General features: G+C 59.7%; 12 protein-coding genes and 1 pseudogene. 1 reads left to right on the top strand and 12 read right to left on the bottom strand.

Going from position 1 to position 13,821, the window contains the following annotated elements; translation table 11 throughout:
• Positions 1–25: 25 nt before the first annotated feature.
• From PKB_RS16155 to PKB_RS16110, 10 genes are all read right to left on the bottom strand, one after another.
• The gene (locus PKB_RS16155; RefSeq protein WP_011489370.1) at positions 26–1,411 is read right to left on the bottom strand and encodes an MFS transporter; all 1,386 of its coding nucleotides are present in this window, start codon (positions 1,409–1,411) and stop codon (positions 26–28) included.
• Positions 1,412–1,615: 204 nt separating this feature from the next.
• Positions 1,616–2,593: a PDR/VanB family oxidoreductase gene (locus PKB_RS16150; protein ID WP_011489369.1), complete on the bottom strand. Its 978-nt coding sequence runs from the start codon at positions 2,591–2,593 to the stop codon at positions 1,616–1,618.
• Between the two features lie 97 nt (positions 2,594–2,690).
• Positions 2,691–3,170 carry an anthranilate 1,2-dioxygenase small subunit AndAd gene (gene andAd / locus PKB_RS16145; RefSeq protein ID WP_011489368.1) on the bottom strand — a complete coding sequence of 160 codons (480 nt, stop codon included), beginning with the start codon at positions 3,168–3,170 and terminating at the stop codon, positions 2,691–2,693.
• A gap of 2 nt (positions 3,171–3,172) precedes the next feature.
• Positions 3,173–4,435: an anthranilate 1,2-dioxygenase large subunit AndAc gene (gene andAc, locus PKB_RS16140; protein ID WP_011489367.1), complete on the bottom strand. Its 1,263-nt coding sequence runs from the start codon at positions 4,433–4,435 to the stop codon at positions 3,173–3,175.
• A gap of 795 nt (positions 4,436–5,230) precedes the next feature.
• Positions 5,231–6,214 (bottom strand): AraC family transcriptional regulator, encoded by a 984-nt coding sequence (locus PKB_RS16135; protein ID WP_011489358.1) that lies wholly within the window; start codon positions 6,212–6,214, stop codon positions 5,231–5,233.
• A 115-nt stretch (positions 6,215–6,329) separates the two neighbouring features.
• Complete coding sequence (locus PKB_RS16130; protein ID WP_011489357.1) at positions 6,330–7,388, bottom strand: maleylacetate reductase; 1,059 nt, start codon at positions 7,386–7,388, stop codon at positions 6,330–6,332.
• Complete coding sequence (locus PKB_RS16125) at positions 7,385–8,095, bottom strand: dienelactone hydrolase family protein (protein WP_011489356.1); 711 nt, start codon at positions 8,093–8,095, stop codon at positions 7,385–7,387. The genes PKB_RS16130 and PKB_RS16125 overlap by 4 nt, the downstream gene beginning before the upstream one ends.
• A 21-nt stretch (positions 8,096–8,116) precedes the next feature.
• Positions 8,117–9,100: a Bug family tripartite tricarboxylate transporter substrate binding protein gene (locus PKB_RS16120; RefSeq protein WP_012248464.1), complete on the bottom strand. Its 984-nt coding sequence runs from the start codon at positions 9,098–9,100 to the stop codon at positions 8,117–8,119.
• Positions 9,101–9,126: 26 nt separating this feature from the next.
• Positions 9,127–10,239 carry a muconate cycloisomerase family protein gene (locus tag PKB_RS16115; RefSeq protein WP_011489354.1) on the bottom strand — a complete coding sequence of 371 codons (1,113 nt, stop codon included), beginning with the start codon at positions 10,237–10,239 and terminating at the stop codon, positions 9,127–9,129.
• The gene (locus PKB_RS16110; RefSeq protein WP_011489353.1) at positions 10,236–11,018 is read right to left on the bottom strand and encodes a chlorocatechol 1,2-dioxygenase; all 783 of its coding nucleotides are present in this window, start codon (positions 11,016–11,018) and stop codon (positions 10,236–10,238) included. Before PKB_RS16110 ends, PKB_RS16115 begins: the two co-directional genes overlap by 4 nt.
• 169 nt (positions 11,019–11,187) lie before the next feature.
• On the opposite strand from PKB_RS16110, the gene PKB_RS16105 reads away from it, so the two are divergent.
• On the top strand, positions 11,188–12,072 hold the full coding sequence (locus tag PKB_RS16105) for a LysR substrate-binding domain-containing protein (protein ID WP_012248462.1): 885 nt from the start codon (positions 11,188–11,190) through the stop codon (positions 12,070–12,072).
• A 143-nt stretch (positions 12,073–12,215) separates the two neighbouring features.
• Here PKB_RS16105 and PKB_RS16100 read toward each other — a convergent pair.
• A pseudogene (locus PKB_RS16100) lies at positions 12,216–12,826 on the bottom strand (LysE family translocator).
• A gap of 314 nt (positions 12,827–13,140) precedes the next feature.
• Entirely contained in the window at positions 13,141–13,782 is a 642-nt protein-coding gene (locus PKB_RS16095) for a substrate-binding domain-containing protein (RefSeq protein ID WP_011489351.1), read from the bottom strand.
• Positions 13,783–13,821: the final 39 nt, after the last annotated feature.

The following is a 13,821-nucleotide window of genomic DNA, read 5'->3' as shown; positions in this document are numbered from 1 at the left end:
ATGAAGAGTCGTTAGATCACAGCGATCAAGAGTCGCGGCCCAATACCACGCCTGCAGCAGGCCGCCCTGTCGCCCACGATTCCTTGGCCGCCTCCTTTTCATTCGATGCCGACTTCGCATGGTCAATGCAGAAGATCAAGATCGCCGCCAGCAAGCCTGGAATGCCGATGGCAACGAAGTTGAGCCCCAGAGGCAATTCGGCGCCCACAAGCGCACCAATCACGATCGGCGCCACAATGGCTCCCACACGCCCGACACCAAGGAACCATCCCAGCCCGGTTGCACGAATCGTGTTCGGGTAGAACTGGCCCACGTAGGCGCAGCCTACGATCTGCGTACCGATGGTCGTTCCGCCTGCAAGACCGATCAGCACATAACGCAGGCTAGTGCTGACCTCCTGCCCCAGCATGGCCAACGAGCCTGCCGCAATCAGATACATGCTTGCGAGCACGTACTTGATGTGGAGCCGATCCGCTAGCCAGCCGCCAGCGATCGCGCCCAAAATTCCTCCCAGGTTCATCACGATCACGAAAGTCAAGGCTGAGCCGATGCTGTAGCCCGCCGAAGCCATCAGCTTGGTCAACCAGGAGCTCAGCGCGTACACCATGAACAGGCACATCACGCATGACAGCCAAAACAGTACGGTGCTCGGCGTGCGACCGTCCTGGAAGAGCTGCCTGACCGGCGCGGTTGCACCGGCTTGCTCGGCGCCGATGCCGACAAAGGTGTCATCCTGATGGGGTGTGTACGTGGGATCAATTTTCGCGGCGAGCTGTTGCAACGCGCGCGCGTCCTTCCTCCGAATGAGGAACGGCACCGACTCAGGCATGCTGCGGAGGATGAACGGGATCAACACGATCGGCGCGGCGGCCAAGAGAAAGACCGACTGCCAGCCATGGACCTCAATCAGCGATTTTCCAAGCACTGCCGCCAGCACCCCACCAACACAATATCCGCTGAACATCAGCGCGACCAACATGGCTCGCATGCGCTTTGGCGAGTACTCCGTCATCTGCGCGATCACATTGGGCATCACTCCACCGATGCCCAGGCCTGCCACGAAGCGGGCCAGCGCAAAGGTCTTGGGGTCGTTGGTCAGGCCGGCCGCGGCCGTGAACGCGCTGAACAAAAACACGCAGATCGCAATGGCTTTGGGGCGGCCGATGCGCTCACCCAACGTGCCGAAGAGCAGATTTCCGAACAACATGCCAAAGAGCGCCGAACTCACCATTAAACCGGCATGCGCCGGCTCGATCGACATCGCCTGCATGATGCTCGGTAGCGCAATTCCGGCGACGGCAAGGTCGTAGCCGTCCATGACGATAATCAATGCACACCACAGCAATATGCTGAGATGGAATCGGTTGAATTTCGCGTCCGCGGTGAGGGAGGCAAGGTTGATCGTACGCATCCGATTCTCCGGTTAAGAATTTACGTGGGCTCATGAGGACCTTTTCGACCCCATCCTCTTCGTTGTTGCAGTCCCTGCTTTTGGGGGTGCACTGAACGCAGACGCGCGATATCGGATCGAGGCTCCGTTTTCGATCCACCAGGACACTCTGGATCAAAGGCAATCGCCTGGCAGTGGCCACGTGCTACGCGATTGCTCCTGAACTCAGATATCGAGCACCAGACGAGCGGACTTCGACCTGGAACAGCACGGTAGGAACTGGTCGTTCTGGGCCTGCTCCTCCGGGGTGAGGTACATATCACGGTGATCGGGTTCGCCACCCAGTACACGCGTGAGGCAAGTACCGCAGACGCCTTGTTCGCACGAGGCGGGCAGTTCGATCCCGTGTGCGGCCAAAGCCATTAGCACCGTCTCATCGGCGGCTACAGGGATGACCTCGCCGGTGCTCGCCACCTGGACCTCAAAGCTGCCATCGTTCTCTGATTGCGGAGGCTCGGCTTTGAAGAACTCGTAGTGCAACTGAGACTCGGGCCAGCCCGAGGCCCGCGCCGCTGCGAGGACCGCATCCATAAAGCCGGATGGCCCGCAGGTGTACAGATGCATCCCAGGCTGAGGGCAGGACAGCAGAGCAGGCAGATCCAGCTTTTGCTCGGGCGTGCCATCATCGTAGTGGTGGTGCACCTGCGCCGCGTAAGGCGCTGCCGCGAGCGCGCCGCGGAAGGCCGTCGCTTCGGCAGAGCGAGTGCAGTAATGCAAAGAAAACGGCCGGCGGGCAGTCGCCAGTGATTGCGCCATGCAAAGCAATGGCGTGATTCCGATTCCTCCTGCAAGCAGGAGACTGCTCTGGGCTGATGCACTCAACTCGAAGAGGTTTCTTGGCGTGCCGACAACGAGCTCGCTGCCTGCATGCACAAGGTCGTGCATCGCCACCGATCCCCCTCGTCCCTGCGGCTCCTTGAGAACGGCGATCTGGTAGGTTTCTGCAGCGGTGTCGCATAGCGAATATTGGCGCGTCAGGCCGCCCGGCAGTTGCACATCGATGTGTGCCCCCGCGGTGAACGTGGGAAGAGGCTGGCCGTCCACACTGGCCAACTCAATCAGGACAATGTCCTTTGTTAGAGCCTCTTTGCGCACGACACGAACACGCAATGAAGCAGGATCGGGAAGGAAGGCAGTATTCATCGTTCTCACAAAATAGTCATTGCCTCACCGTTTGAGTGGCGGCCTGCATTGAGAGGTTGCATACGGAAATCGGCATTCTCAACATCGCCGCCAAGTCTCAGATCGGAGTGGCCAGCAGAGTCTGTACGCGCAAGGTGTCGTACATCACACGCTTGGCGCGATAACGCCAAACGCCGTTCGCCTTGACTACTTCGTCTTGGTAGGCCCCCGCCTGATAGATAGAGGACTCGCCAGTCAGGCCGGTGATGACCACGACATAACTTGACGTCGTTTGCACGGTGTCCTGTGCCACGTTCGTCAGAACCAGGCCCGAAACCAGGTGCCGGTAGGTGTGGCTTTCGTAGATGTTGGCATTGCGCAGCGAGGTCACCCGGTCGCGTAGCATCTTCTGATTGCGACAGTAGATGACCGGCGCCGGCAGCCCTGCATCCACGTTCTCCTTTGGAATGATTTCGTATCGACAGTCCTCTGTGAAAAATTGCGGCCACGCCTCAAGGTTTCCGCTGTCGAGCGCGCTCACGTACTGGTGCTGCAAGATTGCGATTTCGGTCCAGAGTTGTGCGTTGTTCGTATCCATGCTCAGTACCCCATCAATGCCTGGTAGCTGGTCCAGAAGCGTCGGATCATGTATTCCGTGATCGAAGAGTCCGTCTCCTCTGGAACGTCCTGGGCCATAGCGATGTACGAATGGCTGTCCGGATCCATGCGCGTGGCGCGCTGCACCAGTTCTGTGGCCTCCGTGTCCTCCATCGAGATGTAGCCTGCGGGACCGACGAGGTTGGCCTGGAGGAGGCGCAGTTCGCGCAACTCCGGGGTATCGTCCTCGTAGCCGAAGAAATGAAAGATCAGCTCGAAGTTGTTCGGACCCTTGGGGAGCAACTGGCGCGCCGCCAGCGTGTTGTGGATCTGCTGGATCACCAATTGGGGGAAGATGGCCTGGATGTTGTTGGTGGTGATTTCTTCGTACTCTTGGATCTGCCCGAGCAGGGTTGGGTCTTCCAGCACGAGCTTGTTGTTCATCGTGCGCACCTTCTGGGCCTCGTAGGCCGCAGCGGTATTGGTATCGACTTCAGGCTTGGTCGAGGTCAAGAGGCTGTGCAGGCCGCCCACATCCGCCATCTGGCGCACCTTCATCCCCACGCGGTAGATGTTGAAGGTTGTGTGAAACAGATGCAGAAGGCTCGCGTGGTAGCCATCCTTGACGTTTTCCAGGTACAGCTTCCAGTTGGATTTGGAATACTGCCGCGTGCAGCCGAGATAGACCACCGGCTTGTGAAAGATGCGGTCAATCCAGGGGCGCATCATCGGACCGATGTAGTCCTCCAGCGACGGCGTGTCTTGGCGAAAGGTGCCGAACACCAGCCCACGGTAGCTGGCGACGCGCACCTGCTGCAGACCATGCTCTTCGGTCTTGAAGTCGGCCGGCATGCCGGCCATTCCATTCTGGCCCCGGCGGAACGGGACGCCCAGCAGATCGCCCTTTGCCGAATAGCCCCACTGGTGATACACGCACGCATGGGAGCGGGCGTTGCCACGCAGCTCGCGGCAGACCTGCGCGCCGCGGTGCGCGCATCGATTGACCCAGCATGACAACCCATCGGGCGTGCGCGTCACGACTACCGGCGTGTCGCCGATGAAAGTGCTCTTGAAGTCGTACACGTTCGGGATCTCCGCCTCCAAGCCGAGGAAGGACCAGGTCGCACCGCGAAAGATTCGCTCCTGCTCGCGGTCATACACTTCCTGCGAACTAAAGACCCGAAAAGGCACTTCGGAACCATTGGGCTGTAAAAAAGACACTGTGCGCTCGGCATGCGCAGACGGCTTGGCGACCATTTCGGACATGGCTTAGTCTCCTTTTTCAACATTGCGTTGAATGGAGTCTAGGAACGCCTGCTCATCTCAGCTATCCGCTGCGCGAATATGTATATGAATCAGAATCCGGATTGCGAAAATCCAAGGGATATCCCCAGAGTCCGAAACTGGTGAAAATAGAAAGACCCCAGGCGACATGCCATGCGGCCGGCCTTAGCGCGTGCGCGTACTTTCTTAATTGTTGAATTGATCGGCTGGGCGATTCCGTACCTTGGAGCGGCGCCAAGAAGGCCGTATCAGACGGATGTCAGCGATGAAGAGTGGAGCTTTGCTGCGCCGTACCTTGCTTGCCTTCATGGCCGAGGACGCTCCGCACCGCGATCCATTGCCTTAACGAACTGAGGGCTTGGCACTCCGGGGCGTCCACACACGCTCTCAGGCTGGTACTGCTACGGTGCTGTCTTGGCTGCCTCCGCCGCCTGCGTAAGCATGGGGCATAGACCAAGGGCAGGATCAGGATCACCACGTCTGCGGCACCGAGATAAGCGATGAAGCGATGGATGGGGGAATCCGGTTCGCTAACACCAGGCAAGACGCCACAGCCCATCCGTCAGGCAACATTGACTCCAGTTGCCGTTACGCGGGTCAGCAAGGATTTGAGCCGGTCTGGAAGGACGGTGCCAAGGCCTCGAACGGTTCGGCCCCGCAACAGCGGCAGCCCATCCTGCAGATCCTGCAGCGCGCAAACCAGTCGTGCTCGCGAGAGACATACCGGCCGTCGCCACGCCGTAGCGCTCGGCATGCACTGACGCTGCGATATCGCAGTCAGGAGAGAGCGCAACACCGGCGCTGCGCCGTCTGGTGCGGTGACTCTCCGAAGCGTTGCCGGTAGTAGGCGGCGAATCGGCCGAGGTGGCCGAATCCGTAGAACAGGGCTGTCTCGGTGATGTTGGCACTCGGGTGCTCGGATAGCCACGCATGGACAGCATCCAGGCGCATGTCTCGTAGCAACTCCATGGGGCTCATCTGCCGGTGACGTTGACAGGTCTGCTGCAGGACCCGGGCGCTGACGCCGGCCGCACCTGATAGGTCTGCCAGTCCGATAGGCGCCCCAAGGCGCTCACGCATATAGTCTTCCATGGCCTGAAGCCGGGCGATGGGGTCGCGCGCAACGAAGTTCCGATCGCTCGACTCGCGCGGCAAACTACAGGAACTGGCCGCGCGCAGCAGCGAAGCCAAGCCCTGCTCGATATGCTCCACCCACGCGGCGGGCTCTCCCGCGCAGGTCGGTGCGGACGACGCGCCCAGCAACACCTGGACCAGCAGCAGCCACTGCGTATCCAGCCCTGCTGGCAAAGTCGCAAGTGGTGCCATCGGTGCGATACCACCCGCCTCGATCATGTCGCGCGGAATTTTCAGGATGAGTTGCTCACACCCCGCCTCCCAGCGCATGCGCCAATTTCGCCGTGGGGCCATCCAGCCGGTGCGCCCTTGGGGCAATACCATATGCTGGCCGTCAACGCTCAATTCTGCGGCGCCTCTGATCGAATGATGCACCACGATGAACTCCTCGCTCGGTCTTGGTGCAATTTCGACCTCTGCACCATAGCGAAAGGAGAACAGGGTTAGGCGCCGCGCGCGTGCCTTGTACAAAGCCGCATCGACGTTGCCCGAACGCCATGTCAGGCTATGGTCGGCCAACTCTCGCGCTGCCGCGTCATGCATGCGCACGGCCTGATGGGACTGGAATACACGTTGTCGGTAAAGGGCGTCGAAATTCCTCGGAGGAGAGTAGGACAGATGCGCCATCGCAACCTCGTGGTGGTGGTGGTGTTGTTGTGTTCACTCCGCCCGGCTGTGCGGCTGGAGTGGCCAACGCCTGGGGCGTCAACTTGTATCAAAAGAAAATTCCATGCCAACCTCCTCAAGCGGAAGGCGGGCGTCCGTGGTACGCATCGCGCAGCAATGCAAGCAATGCGTCTCGATCCAGTTCCCGCGGATTGGGATAGCGGTCCTGCAATGCCAGGTCGCCAACATGCTCAATATCCTCCTCGCGCATTCCGAGATCGCGCAAGGCCACGGGTGCGCCATTGTCGCGAGCCAATTCGTACAAGGCCGTGGGTGGATCGTCATGCCCCAGGGCAATGCGCAGCACACGCATTGCGTCTGGCACCGCGCGCGCGTTATAGGCCAGCGCGTGGGGCAGCACGACCGTATGGGTCTGGGCATGAGGGAGATCGAGCGTTCCTCCCAGCGTGTGGCACAGCTTGTGGTGCAATGCCATACTGACGTTGCCAAGCACGCTCGCGCAGAGCCAAGCGCCATAAAGCGCGTCGCCGCGAGCCTGAAGATCTCTTGGTGATTGATACATTCTGGAAATCGCGCGTACCGTCGCTGCGATTCCTTCCTGGGCCATGATGGTAAGCAGCGGCGTGGCATCTGGCGCATACAGGCCTTCAACTGCATGGGCTATTGCATTGATCGCGCTGGTCACGCTGATGCTAAGGGGTAGCTCTAGGGTCAGCCGGGGCTCGTAGATAACTGCACGGGGCATGACACGCGCGTCGCGGCCGGTTTTCTTGACGCCACCCTCTGTGATACCGAAGATGGACGTCATCTCGCTACCTGCATATGTCGTGGGCACAGCGACGATGGGCAACTCTGTACGGAGCGCCACGATCTTAGCGAGTCCGATAGTAGATCCCCCACCAATCGCAATGACGCCATTAGCCTCACTCGTGCGCGCAATCTTGCAGGCCTCCTCAGCCACCAAAGCGGGTACATGCATGGTCGCACCATCGTAGAAGGCTGCCACGTGGCCGATGACCGGCTCGGCTACTTGCCGTCCCAGGGGCGCCTGCTCAGGCGTGGTCAACACGAGCGCCCGGTCAATGCCGAGACGTTCCAGTTCCTGCGGCAATCGGGCGAGGCTGTCGGGTCCAAAAATCACCCGCGGGGAACGATAGTCGTGAATGAAATTCATGGCTTCTTGCTCTGCAAGGGCGCCAGGAAATCCAGTGTACGTTCGTTGGCCAACGCCGCGGCACTCGCCACATAGCCCGAACTGCTCGTCCTGGCGAACGAGTGTCCGGCCTCTTCGTACCAGTGCACTTGCAGCAATGGATTGGCACCGAAGCCTTCAGTAATCAGCTGGCGGCTTGGCGCGGGCACGAAGTGGTCTTGGCCGCCCATGTGAAACAACGCCGGATGCTTGACTTCCGGGACCTTGTTGAGCTGCTTCTCCAGTCCAACACCGTAGTAGCCTACGGCGCGATCCACGTATCCTTTGGCGGCCACTAGAAAGGCAAGCGCACCGCCCAGGCAATACCCCACCAATCCCACCTTGCCGTTGCTGTAGGGTTGGTGTCGCGCATAGCGGATAGCAGCCTCCAGATCGCCCACGCCGGCCTCCATGTCGAAGGCCTGCCAGAGCTTGTAGGCTTGCTCTCTCTGCGCCTCATCCTGCGGATCGAGTGCTGTACCTGGCGCCTGGCGCGCGTACAGATCAGGGCAAACTGCCGCATACCCCTGGTCGACCAGCCATGACACCGTTTCTCGCATGAACGCGTTCACACCAAATATTTCTTGAGCGATCACAATCACGGGAGCGGGCGCTTTGGCCGGCGAGCCCACGAGCGCGCCGAATGTATGCCCGTCATACGATTGAATCGATATCCCTTCAGTCAACATCTTCATCTCTCCGATTACAGTTCATTGGGTGTTGAGTCGATGGTGGACGATCAACTGGCCCCATCGGTCGATCTCGTTGTCCCATAAGACGCCCAGAGCTTGCGATGTTCCCCCCTGCGCTGAAGCGCCGATATCCGCCAGCGCCTTTTGTACCTCCGGGGTCTTCAGTGCTTCATTCATTGCTGTGTTGAGCACCTTGACGATGTCCGGCGAGGTACGTGACGGCACAAATAAGCCAAACCATGTCAGGACCTCGAACTTCGGTTGGTCGGCTGCTTGCGCCAGGGGAGGAATCCCAGGCAATGAGGGCGCGGGTTGCAAGCTGGTGACACCCAGCGCACGCACCCGTCCAGATTTGATAAACGACTGCTGTGCGGTGATCGAATCGACCATCATGGAGACTCGCCCCGCGATCAGGTCGGCGGCAGCTGGCGTGCTCCCTTTGTAGGGCACGTGGAGCAGGTCAACCCCGGCCTGAGCGGCCAGCAGAGCGGCCGCCAGATGGATCGACGTCCCCATGCCTGCAGAGGCGAATGACACCTTACCGGGGTTGGCCTTTGCGTACGCTAGTAGGCTCCTGGCATCCTTGTATGGGGAATCAGCCGGCACCACTAGAACGCTGGGGATAGTTGCCAACAGCGCCACGGGGGCAAATGCTTTCCGAGCATCGTAGGCGACGTTCGGATAAAACCACTTGTCCACTGCCAGCCCTGTCGAGTTCACCAGCAGCGTATAACCGTCAGCCGGGGAGCGCGCGACCTCCGCGCTGCCGATGATCCCGCCCGAGCCCGGACGATTCTCCACTGTCACCGGCTGCCCCAGCGTTTGCGACACGCGCTGGGCCAAGACACGAGAAACCATGTCGATTGCACCGCCCGGCGGGAATGGAACGATCCATCGAATGGGCTTGCTCGGGTAGTCTGCAGCACTCGCCGTTACTGCCAGCAAGCTCAAGCCTACGCAGCCTAGCCAGACGACCAAACGAATTGATAAACGAGACAACATGGTGATTTTCCCCTAACTGACTTCAATCAACCCGCGCGGGTGAAGTGGCGCAGCTTGTCCGGATCGATATCAACACCCAACCCAGGACCCGAGGGCAACCGAATCTCGAAGTCCTTGATCTCGAGTTGGGTCTGCGTAAGCGTGTCGGCTAACACCCAGGGCCCTAGCAGTTCACATCCGAAGGGCATCGTCGGCAATGTGGCATACACATGGAGAGCAGCAGCGGTGCCGATTGATGAATCCAACATGGTGCCCCCATAGGACGCAATGCCCGAGGCTTCCGCGATCGCAGCGACCTTGAGGGTATTTGCCACCCCGCCCATGTTGCACAGCTTCAGCGAGAAGGCGTCGACGCAATGATGGCGCGCCAGTTCGAAGGCGGACGCCAGCGAGCTCAGGCTTTCATCGGCCAGGATGGCCACCCCGTTGTCGGCCGACAGGCGCCGAAGCGCATCGAAGTTGCTGCGTGCCACCGGCTGTTCGACCAGTTCGACACCGGCCGCCTCCAGGCGCGGAATCCACACCGATGCCGTGTTCTCATCCCAGGCCTGGTTGATATCGACCCGCACCGCAGCACGGTCACCGACGCGCTCGATAATCTTCTCGATATGGCGCAAATCATCTGCCGGGGAGCGCACGCCAAGCTTGATCTTGAACCGGTTGTGCCGGCGCCGCTCGATCATTTCCTCGGCGATTGCGATGTCCCGCTGCGTGTCGCCGCTCGCCAGGGTCCAGGCAATGGGGATGCCCTGCTGGATCGCGCCGCCGATCAAATCGCTCAGCGGCAGGTTCAGAGAGCGTGCCTTCAGATCATGCAGCGCAACGTCGATGGCCGCCTTGGCCGAATAGTTTCCGGTTACGGCGCGCTCCATTAAGTGCTGGAGCTCTCGCAGATTTGTCGCGTCCTTGCCGATCAGGAGCGGCGCCAAGTACGTTTCGATGATGACCTTGATGGTTTCAGCGCATTCGGAACTCCAAGTCGGCCCACCTACGCTGCTGCCCTCGCCGATGCCGACAAGCCCGCCCGCACGGATCTGCACGATCGCATAGCTCTGCTTCTGCACCGTGGTAAACGACATCTGGATGGGACGCGAAGCTGGGACGTCCACCAGCGTCACATCGATCGCTTCGATCTTCATGCCACTGTCTCCGTAGCCGACTTGCGTTGCTCGGCCTGCTCACGCTCGATTACGAAGTCCAGGGTCATGACCCGCACCCCGTCCTCGATCGTCTCGGGCGTAATCAGGTCGGGGGTGACGCCGTGACAGCAGTCATCGTCCACCCATTTGCCCCCTTCGAAGTAGTATTGCGTGGTCAACGGTTCGAAACCGTCCTTGCGCACCTTGAAGTGCACGTGCGCCGGACGCCAGGTATGGCTGCCCAGGTGGCCCAGCAGACGCCCAGTCGGCCCCTCGTAGGGGATCTGGTATGGCACTGGCATCGTGGTGCGCACGCGATAGTTGCCCTGGGAATCCGTCACGAGTTTTCCGCGGTAGTAGTCCACGGGGATGTTGTCGTGGATCCCGCTGTACAAGCCATCAGGCGTCGAGTGCCACACGTCGATGACAGCGCCAGCGAGCAACTCGCCCGTGTCCGAGCGCACCGTACCGCGAATGATCAGCGGTTTGTGGTCGTCGGTATCGTAGGTCTTGAGGACGCCTTCAACTACAGGAGCACCTTCCAGGAAGTACGGCCCCTGGATCGCAGGCGCAGAGGTCCGCGAGCGCTGCGCCTTGCCTTCGATGATGGTGCTGTTCAGGAAAACGTCCAGAAGCAGCGCGGTTTCCCGCGTCTGTGCGACCTCGGTGAGATAGTCGACACCCGCGCGGTATTCGGCTTCCGTGACGCGCTTGTCCAGCAAAATTTTGCGTACTGCCTCGACGATCGCGCCTGCGACCTCGGCAACTCGTTTATCCATGACTCGTCTCCTTTCAAGATCTCATGGTTGAAACACCGATGAGTTGGTGCTTCAAACATGAATGCTAAGATTCGCGTGTCATGCGGTCCAATACCTTTTTTTAGCCTTTGCAATACGGGATCGGTATGGCTTAGCGGTGTCCACCCCTAGGGAAAACCAGAGGTCTTAAATGGAATTTCGGCAGCTTCGCTATTTCATCGCGGTCGCAGAAGAGGGAAATATCGGTGCTGCGGCAAGACGCCTGCATATTTCCCAGCCGCCCATTACCCGCCAAATACAGGCCCTGGAACAGGATCTCGGCGTGGTGCTGTTTGAACGCACGCACCGCGGCGTCGAATTGACGGCAGCGGGTACAACATTTTTAGAGGATGCCAGGCGCCTACTGCACGTTACCGAGATCTCAAGGGTGAGATCACGTGCAGCATCGCGCGGTGAAATCGGGGAATTGCGCGTCGCCTATTTCGGAACCGTCGTTTTGCATACGCTACCGCTACTGCTGCGGCAACTCTTGTCGGTTGCTCCCTCGGCAACTGTGTCCTTGACGCAGATGAGCAAGAACCGCCAGATTGAAGCGCTGGACGCTGGCACCATCGATATCGGGTTCGGGCGTTTCTACCCCTATCAGGAGGGTGTAGTTGTCCGAAACGTAACCAATGAGAGGCTATTTCTGGGTGCGCAAAAGTCGCGCGCTCGCTCGTTTGGTGAGCAAGTTCATTGCAGCGCGCTTCGTAACGAGCCCTTGATCCTGTTCCCGCGAGAAGGACGCCCCAGTTTCGCAGACGAAGTCATCGGCGTATTCAAAAACGCGCGAGTGGAGCCAAAGGTTGTCGCCATAGTTGAAGACGTCAATGCAGCCATGGCTCTGGCGTTGGCCGGCGTCGGCGTGACAATTGTTCCCGAGACAGTAGCCATGATTTCGTGGCCTGACTTCGGCTTCACTGAACTCGTGGGCTCCAAGGCCACTGTACCGGTCAGTTGTATCTACCGTCACGATCACATTGCGCCGATTCTGAAAACATTCTTGAACTTGCTACCTATTCGAGAATCGCAATAGATGCCAATCGTTAGGTTGTCGAGCCCGCAATTCGGCATAACACTGGCCGTAAAGCGGGCATCAATCGCTGTACTCCAACTCTTACTGCGACATGGCTCACGCTAAAAGGAAGGCACGCGCAGCGAGGGCAATGCCCGACGCAATCAGCGCCGGGCCACCGCTATCAGTACTCCGAAGCCGACCAGCCGCCCGCCGAAGGCACGGTCGATCCAATGGCGGAAAGCCAGCAGACGATCGCGCACGGCACCGGCAGAGAAGCATAAGGCCACCAGGCTAAACCAGCCCATGTGCGCCGCAGCGATGAAAGCGCCATAGCCAATCTGCACTGCCAGCGGAGTGTCGGGCCGCACCACCTGCATAAACAGGCTGACGATGAATACCGTGGCTTTGGGGTTCAGCGTATTGGTCAGGAAACCGGTACGCAGCGCAGCGCCATCCGAGAGCGGCGCCATACGCTTTTCGGTCAGTGCGCCGCCAGCTTTCGTGCACAGCATTTTTATGCCGAGATAAATTAGATAGGCAGCACCGACCAGTTGATGGTGTTAAACAACCAAAGCGATTGCTGGATTAGCAGGCCCACGCCGATCAACGTATAGGTGATATGTACCAGTATGCCTAAGCCTATGCCCAATGCGGTCAGCACGCCCGCGCGGCGCGACAGCATCAAGCTATTGCGCGTAACCGTTGCAAAGTCCGGCCCAGGGCTGATGACGGCCAGCAAGGTGATTGTGACGACAGCTATTAATTCGGTCATTGGCGTATCCGGTCGGAAACAATGAAATTAAGGCAGATGATATTCAAAATCAACGTGAAGGAATATCGATCTTTCCGGCCAATAATGGAGAACTGAATTCGACATCTTCCGGTACGCGTCAGCCTTCCTAGCGGGTGCTACGCTGTTTCGAGGCTGCCGCCCACTTGGAGAATTCAGCCGTGCGATGGTCGAGTCGCATCTAACCCACGGCGCAGTCAACCGCGTGGCACGTTCACTCGAAAACGCATCGCGGTAGCGTGAGCAGCGTAGCCGGCGCGTATTCCTGACCAATCCAGTCCTCAAGAGCGCGTCCACTATGCAGCACTCGCCCTTGCGACCTGCAACGCTCTTCGCTCGAATCGCTCCACAACGGAACTGGTTGGCTCCTGGGGCCGCTGCAGGTGTGTCACGATCTCGTAGGGGCCATCGATGAGCGGCCGCATCGTGATCCCCCATCTGTGAGCGTGCTCGATGCGCGATTGCGCGGACACCCCGACGCCGTAGCCGGCCGCGACCCACGTGGCCAACAGGCCAAACGAAGTGACGTACCGGATGTTCTGTCGACCTGTCGGCAGGGGCGTGGAAAGCCGCTCATCCAACTTGGAACAGATTTCCGCCTGCCAGCGATACAGGGCGAAGTCCAGCAGATCGGCGATCGTGAGTGTCGCCTGATCAAGCAATGGAAATCGTAGCGGCATGGCGACGGCCATGCACTCGGCCCACAACGGCTGCGCTTTAAGCGCCGCGTCGCTCGATACCTGAATTGAAACCCCCGCGTCGTAACGGCCGTCATGTAGTCCCGCATGCAGATCGCGACCTGAAACCTCAAAGAAGGCGAGAGCGACATCGGGCTCTTCCGCGCGTTGCAGCGCCAGCAGTGCCGACAACTGTGGCGACGGCGCGCCTGGCGCTATGGCGAGCCTGAGACGGGGGGACTGGCCGGTAGCGTTGTGCATAAGGGCACCGCAGAGGCGGCTAATCAGGTCAAGGAGGAG

It is taken from the genome of Pseudomonas knackmussii B13, from assembly GCF_000689415.1.
In the GTDB taxonomy this organism is placed as follows: Bacteria; Pseudomonadota; Gammaproteobacteria; order Pseudomonadales; family Pseudomonadaceae; genus Pseudomonas; species Pseudomonas knackmussii.
This window is presented reverse-complemented; position numbering and strand designations above follow the sequence as displayed.

What these genes read in the sequence shown, in the direction of transcription:
- PKB_RS16155 (WP_011489370.1), bottom strand. Translation starts at nt 1,411, where the DNA reads ATGCGTACGATCAACCTTGCCTCCCTCACCGCGGACGCGAAATTCAAC.
- PKB_RS16150 (WP_011489369.1), bottom strand. Translation starts at nt 2,593, where the DNA reads ATGAATACTGCCTTCCTTCCCGATCCTGCTTCATTGCGTGTTCGTGTC.
- andAd (WP_011489368.1), bottom strand. Translation starts at nt 3,170, where the DNA reads ATGGATACGAACAACGCACAACTCTGGACCGAAATCGCAATCTTGCAG.
- andAc (WP_011489367.1), bottom strand. Translation starts at nt 4,435, where the DNA reads ATGTCCGAAATGGTCGCCAAGCCGTCTGCGCATGCCGAGCGCACAGTG.
- PKB_RS16135 (WP_011489358.1), bottom strand. Translation starts at nt 6,214, where the DNA reads ATGGCGCATCTGTCCTACTCTCCTCCGAGGAATTTCGACGCCCTTTAC.
- PKB_RS16130 (WP_011489357.1), bottom strand. Translation starts at nt 7,388, where the DNA reads ATGAATTTCATTCACGACTATCGTTCCCCGCGGGTGATTTTTGGACCC.
- PKB_RS16125 (WP_011489356.1), bottom strand. Translation starts at nt 8,095, where the DNA reads ATGTTGACTGAAGGGATATCGATTCAATCGTATGACGGGCATACATTC.
- PKB_RS16120 (WP_012248464.1), bottom strand. Translation starts at nt 9,100, where the DNA reads ATGTTGTCTCGTTTATCAATTCGTTTGGTCGTCTGGCTAGGCTGCGTA.
- PKB_RS16115 (WP_011489354.1), bottom strand. Translation starts at nt 10,239, where the DNA reads ATGAAGATCGAAGCGATCGATGTGACGCTGGTGGACGTCCCAGCTTCG.
- PKB_RS16110 (WP_011489353.1), bottom strand. Translation starts at nt 11,018, where the DNA reads ATGGATAAACGAGTTGCCGAGGTCGCAGGCGCGATCGTCGAGGCAGTA.
- PKB_RS16105 (WP_012248462.1), top strand. Translation starts at nt 11,188, where the DNA reads ATGGAATTTCGGCAGCTTCGCTATTTCATCGCGGTCGCAGAAGAGGGA.
- PKB_RS16095 (WP_011489351.1), bottom strand. Translation starts at nt 13,782, where the DNA reads ATGCACAACGCTACCGGCCAGTCCCCCCGTCTCAGGCTCGCCATAGCG.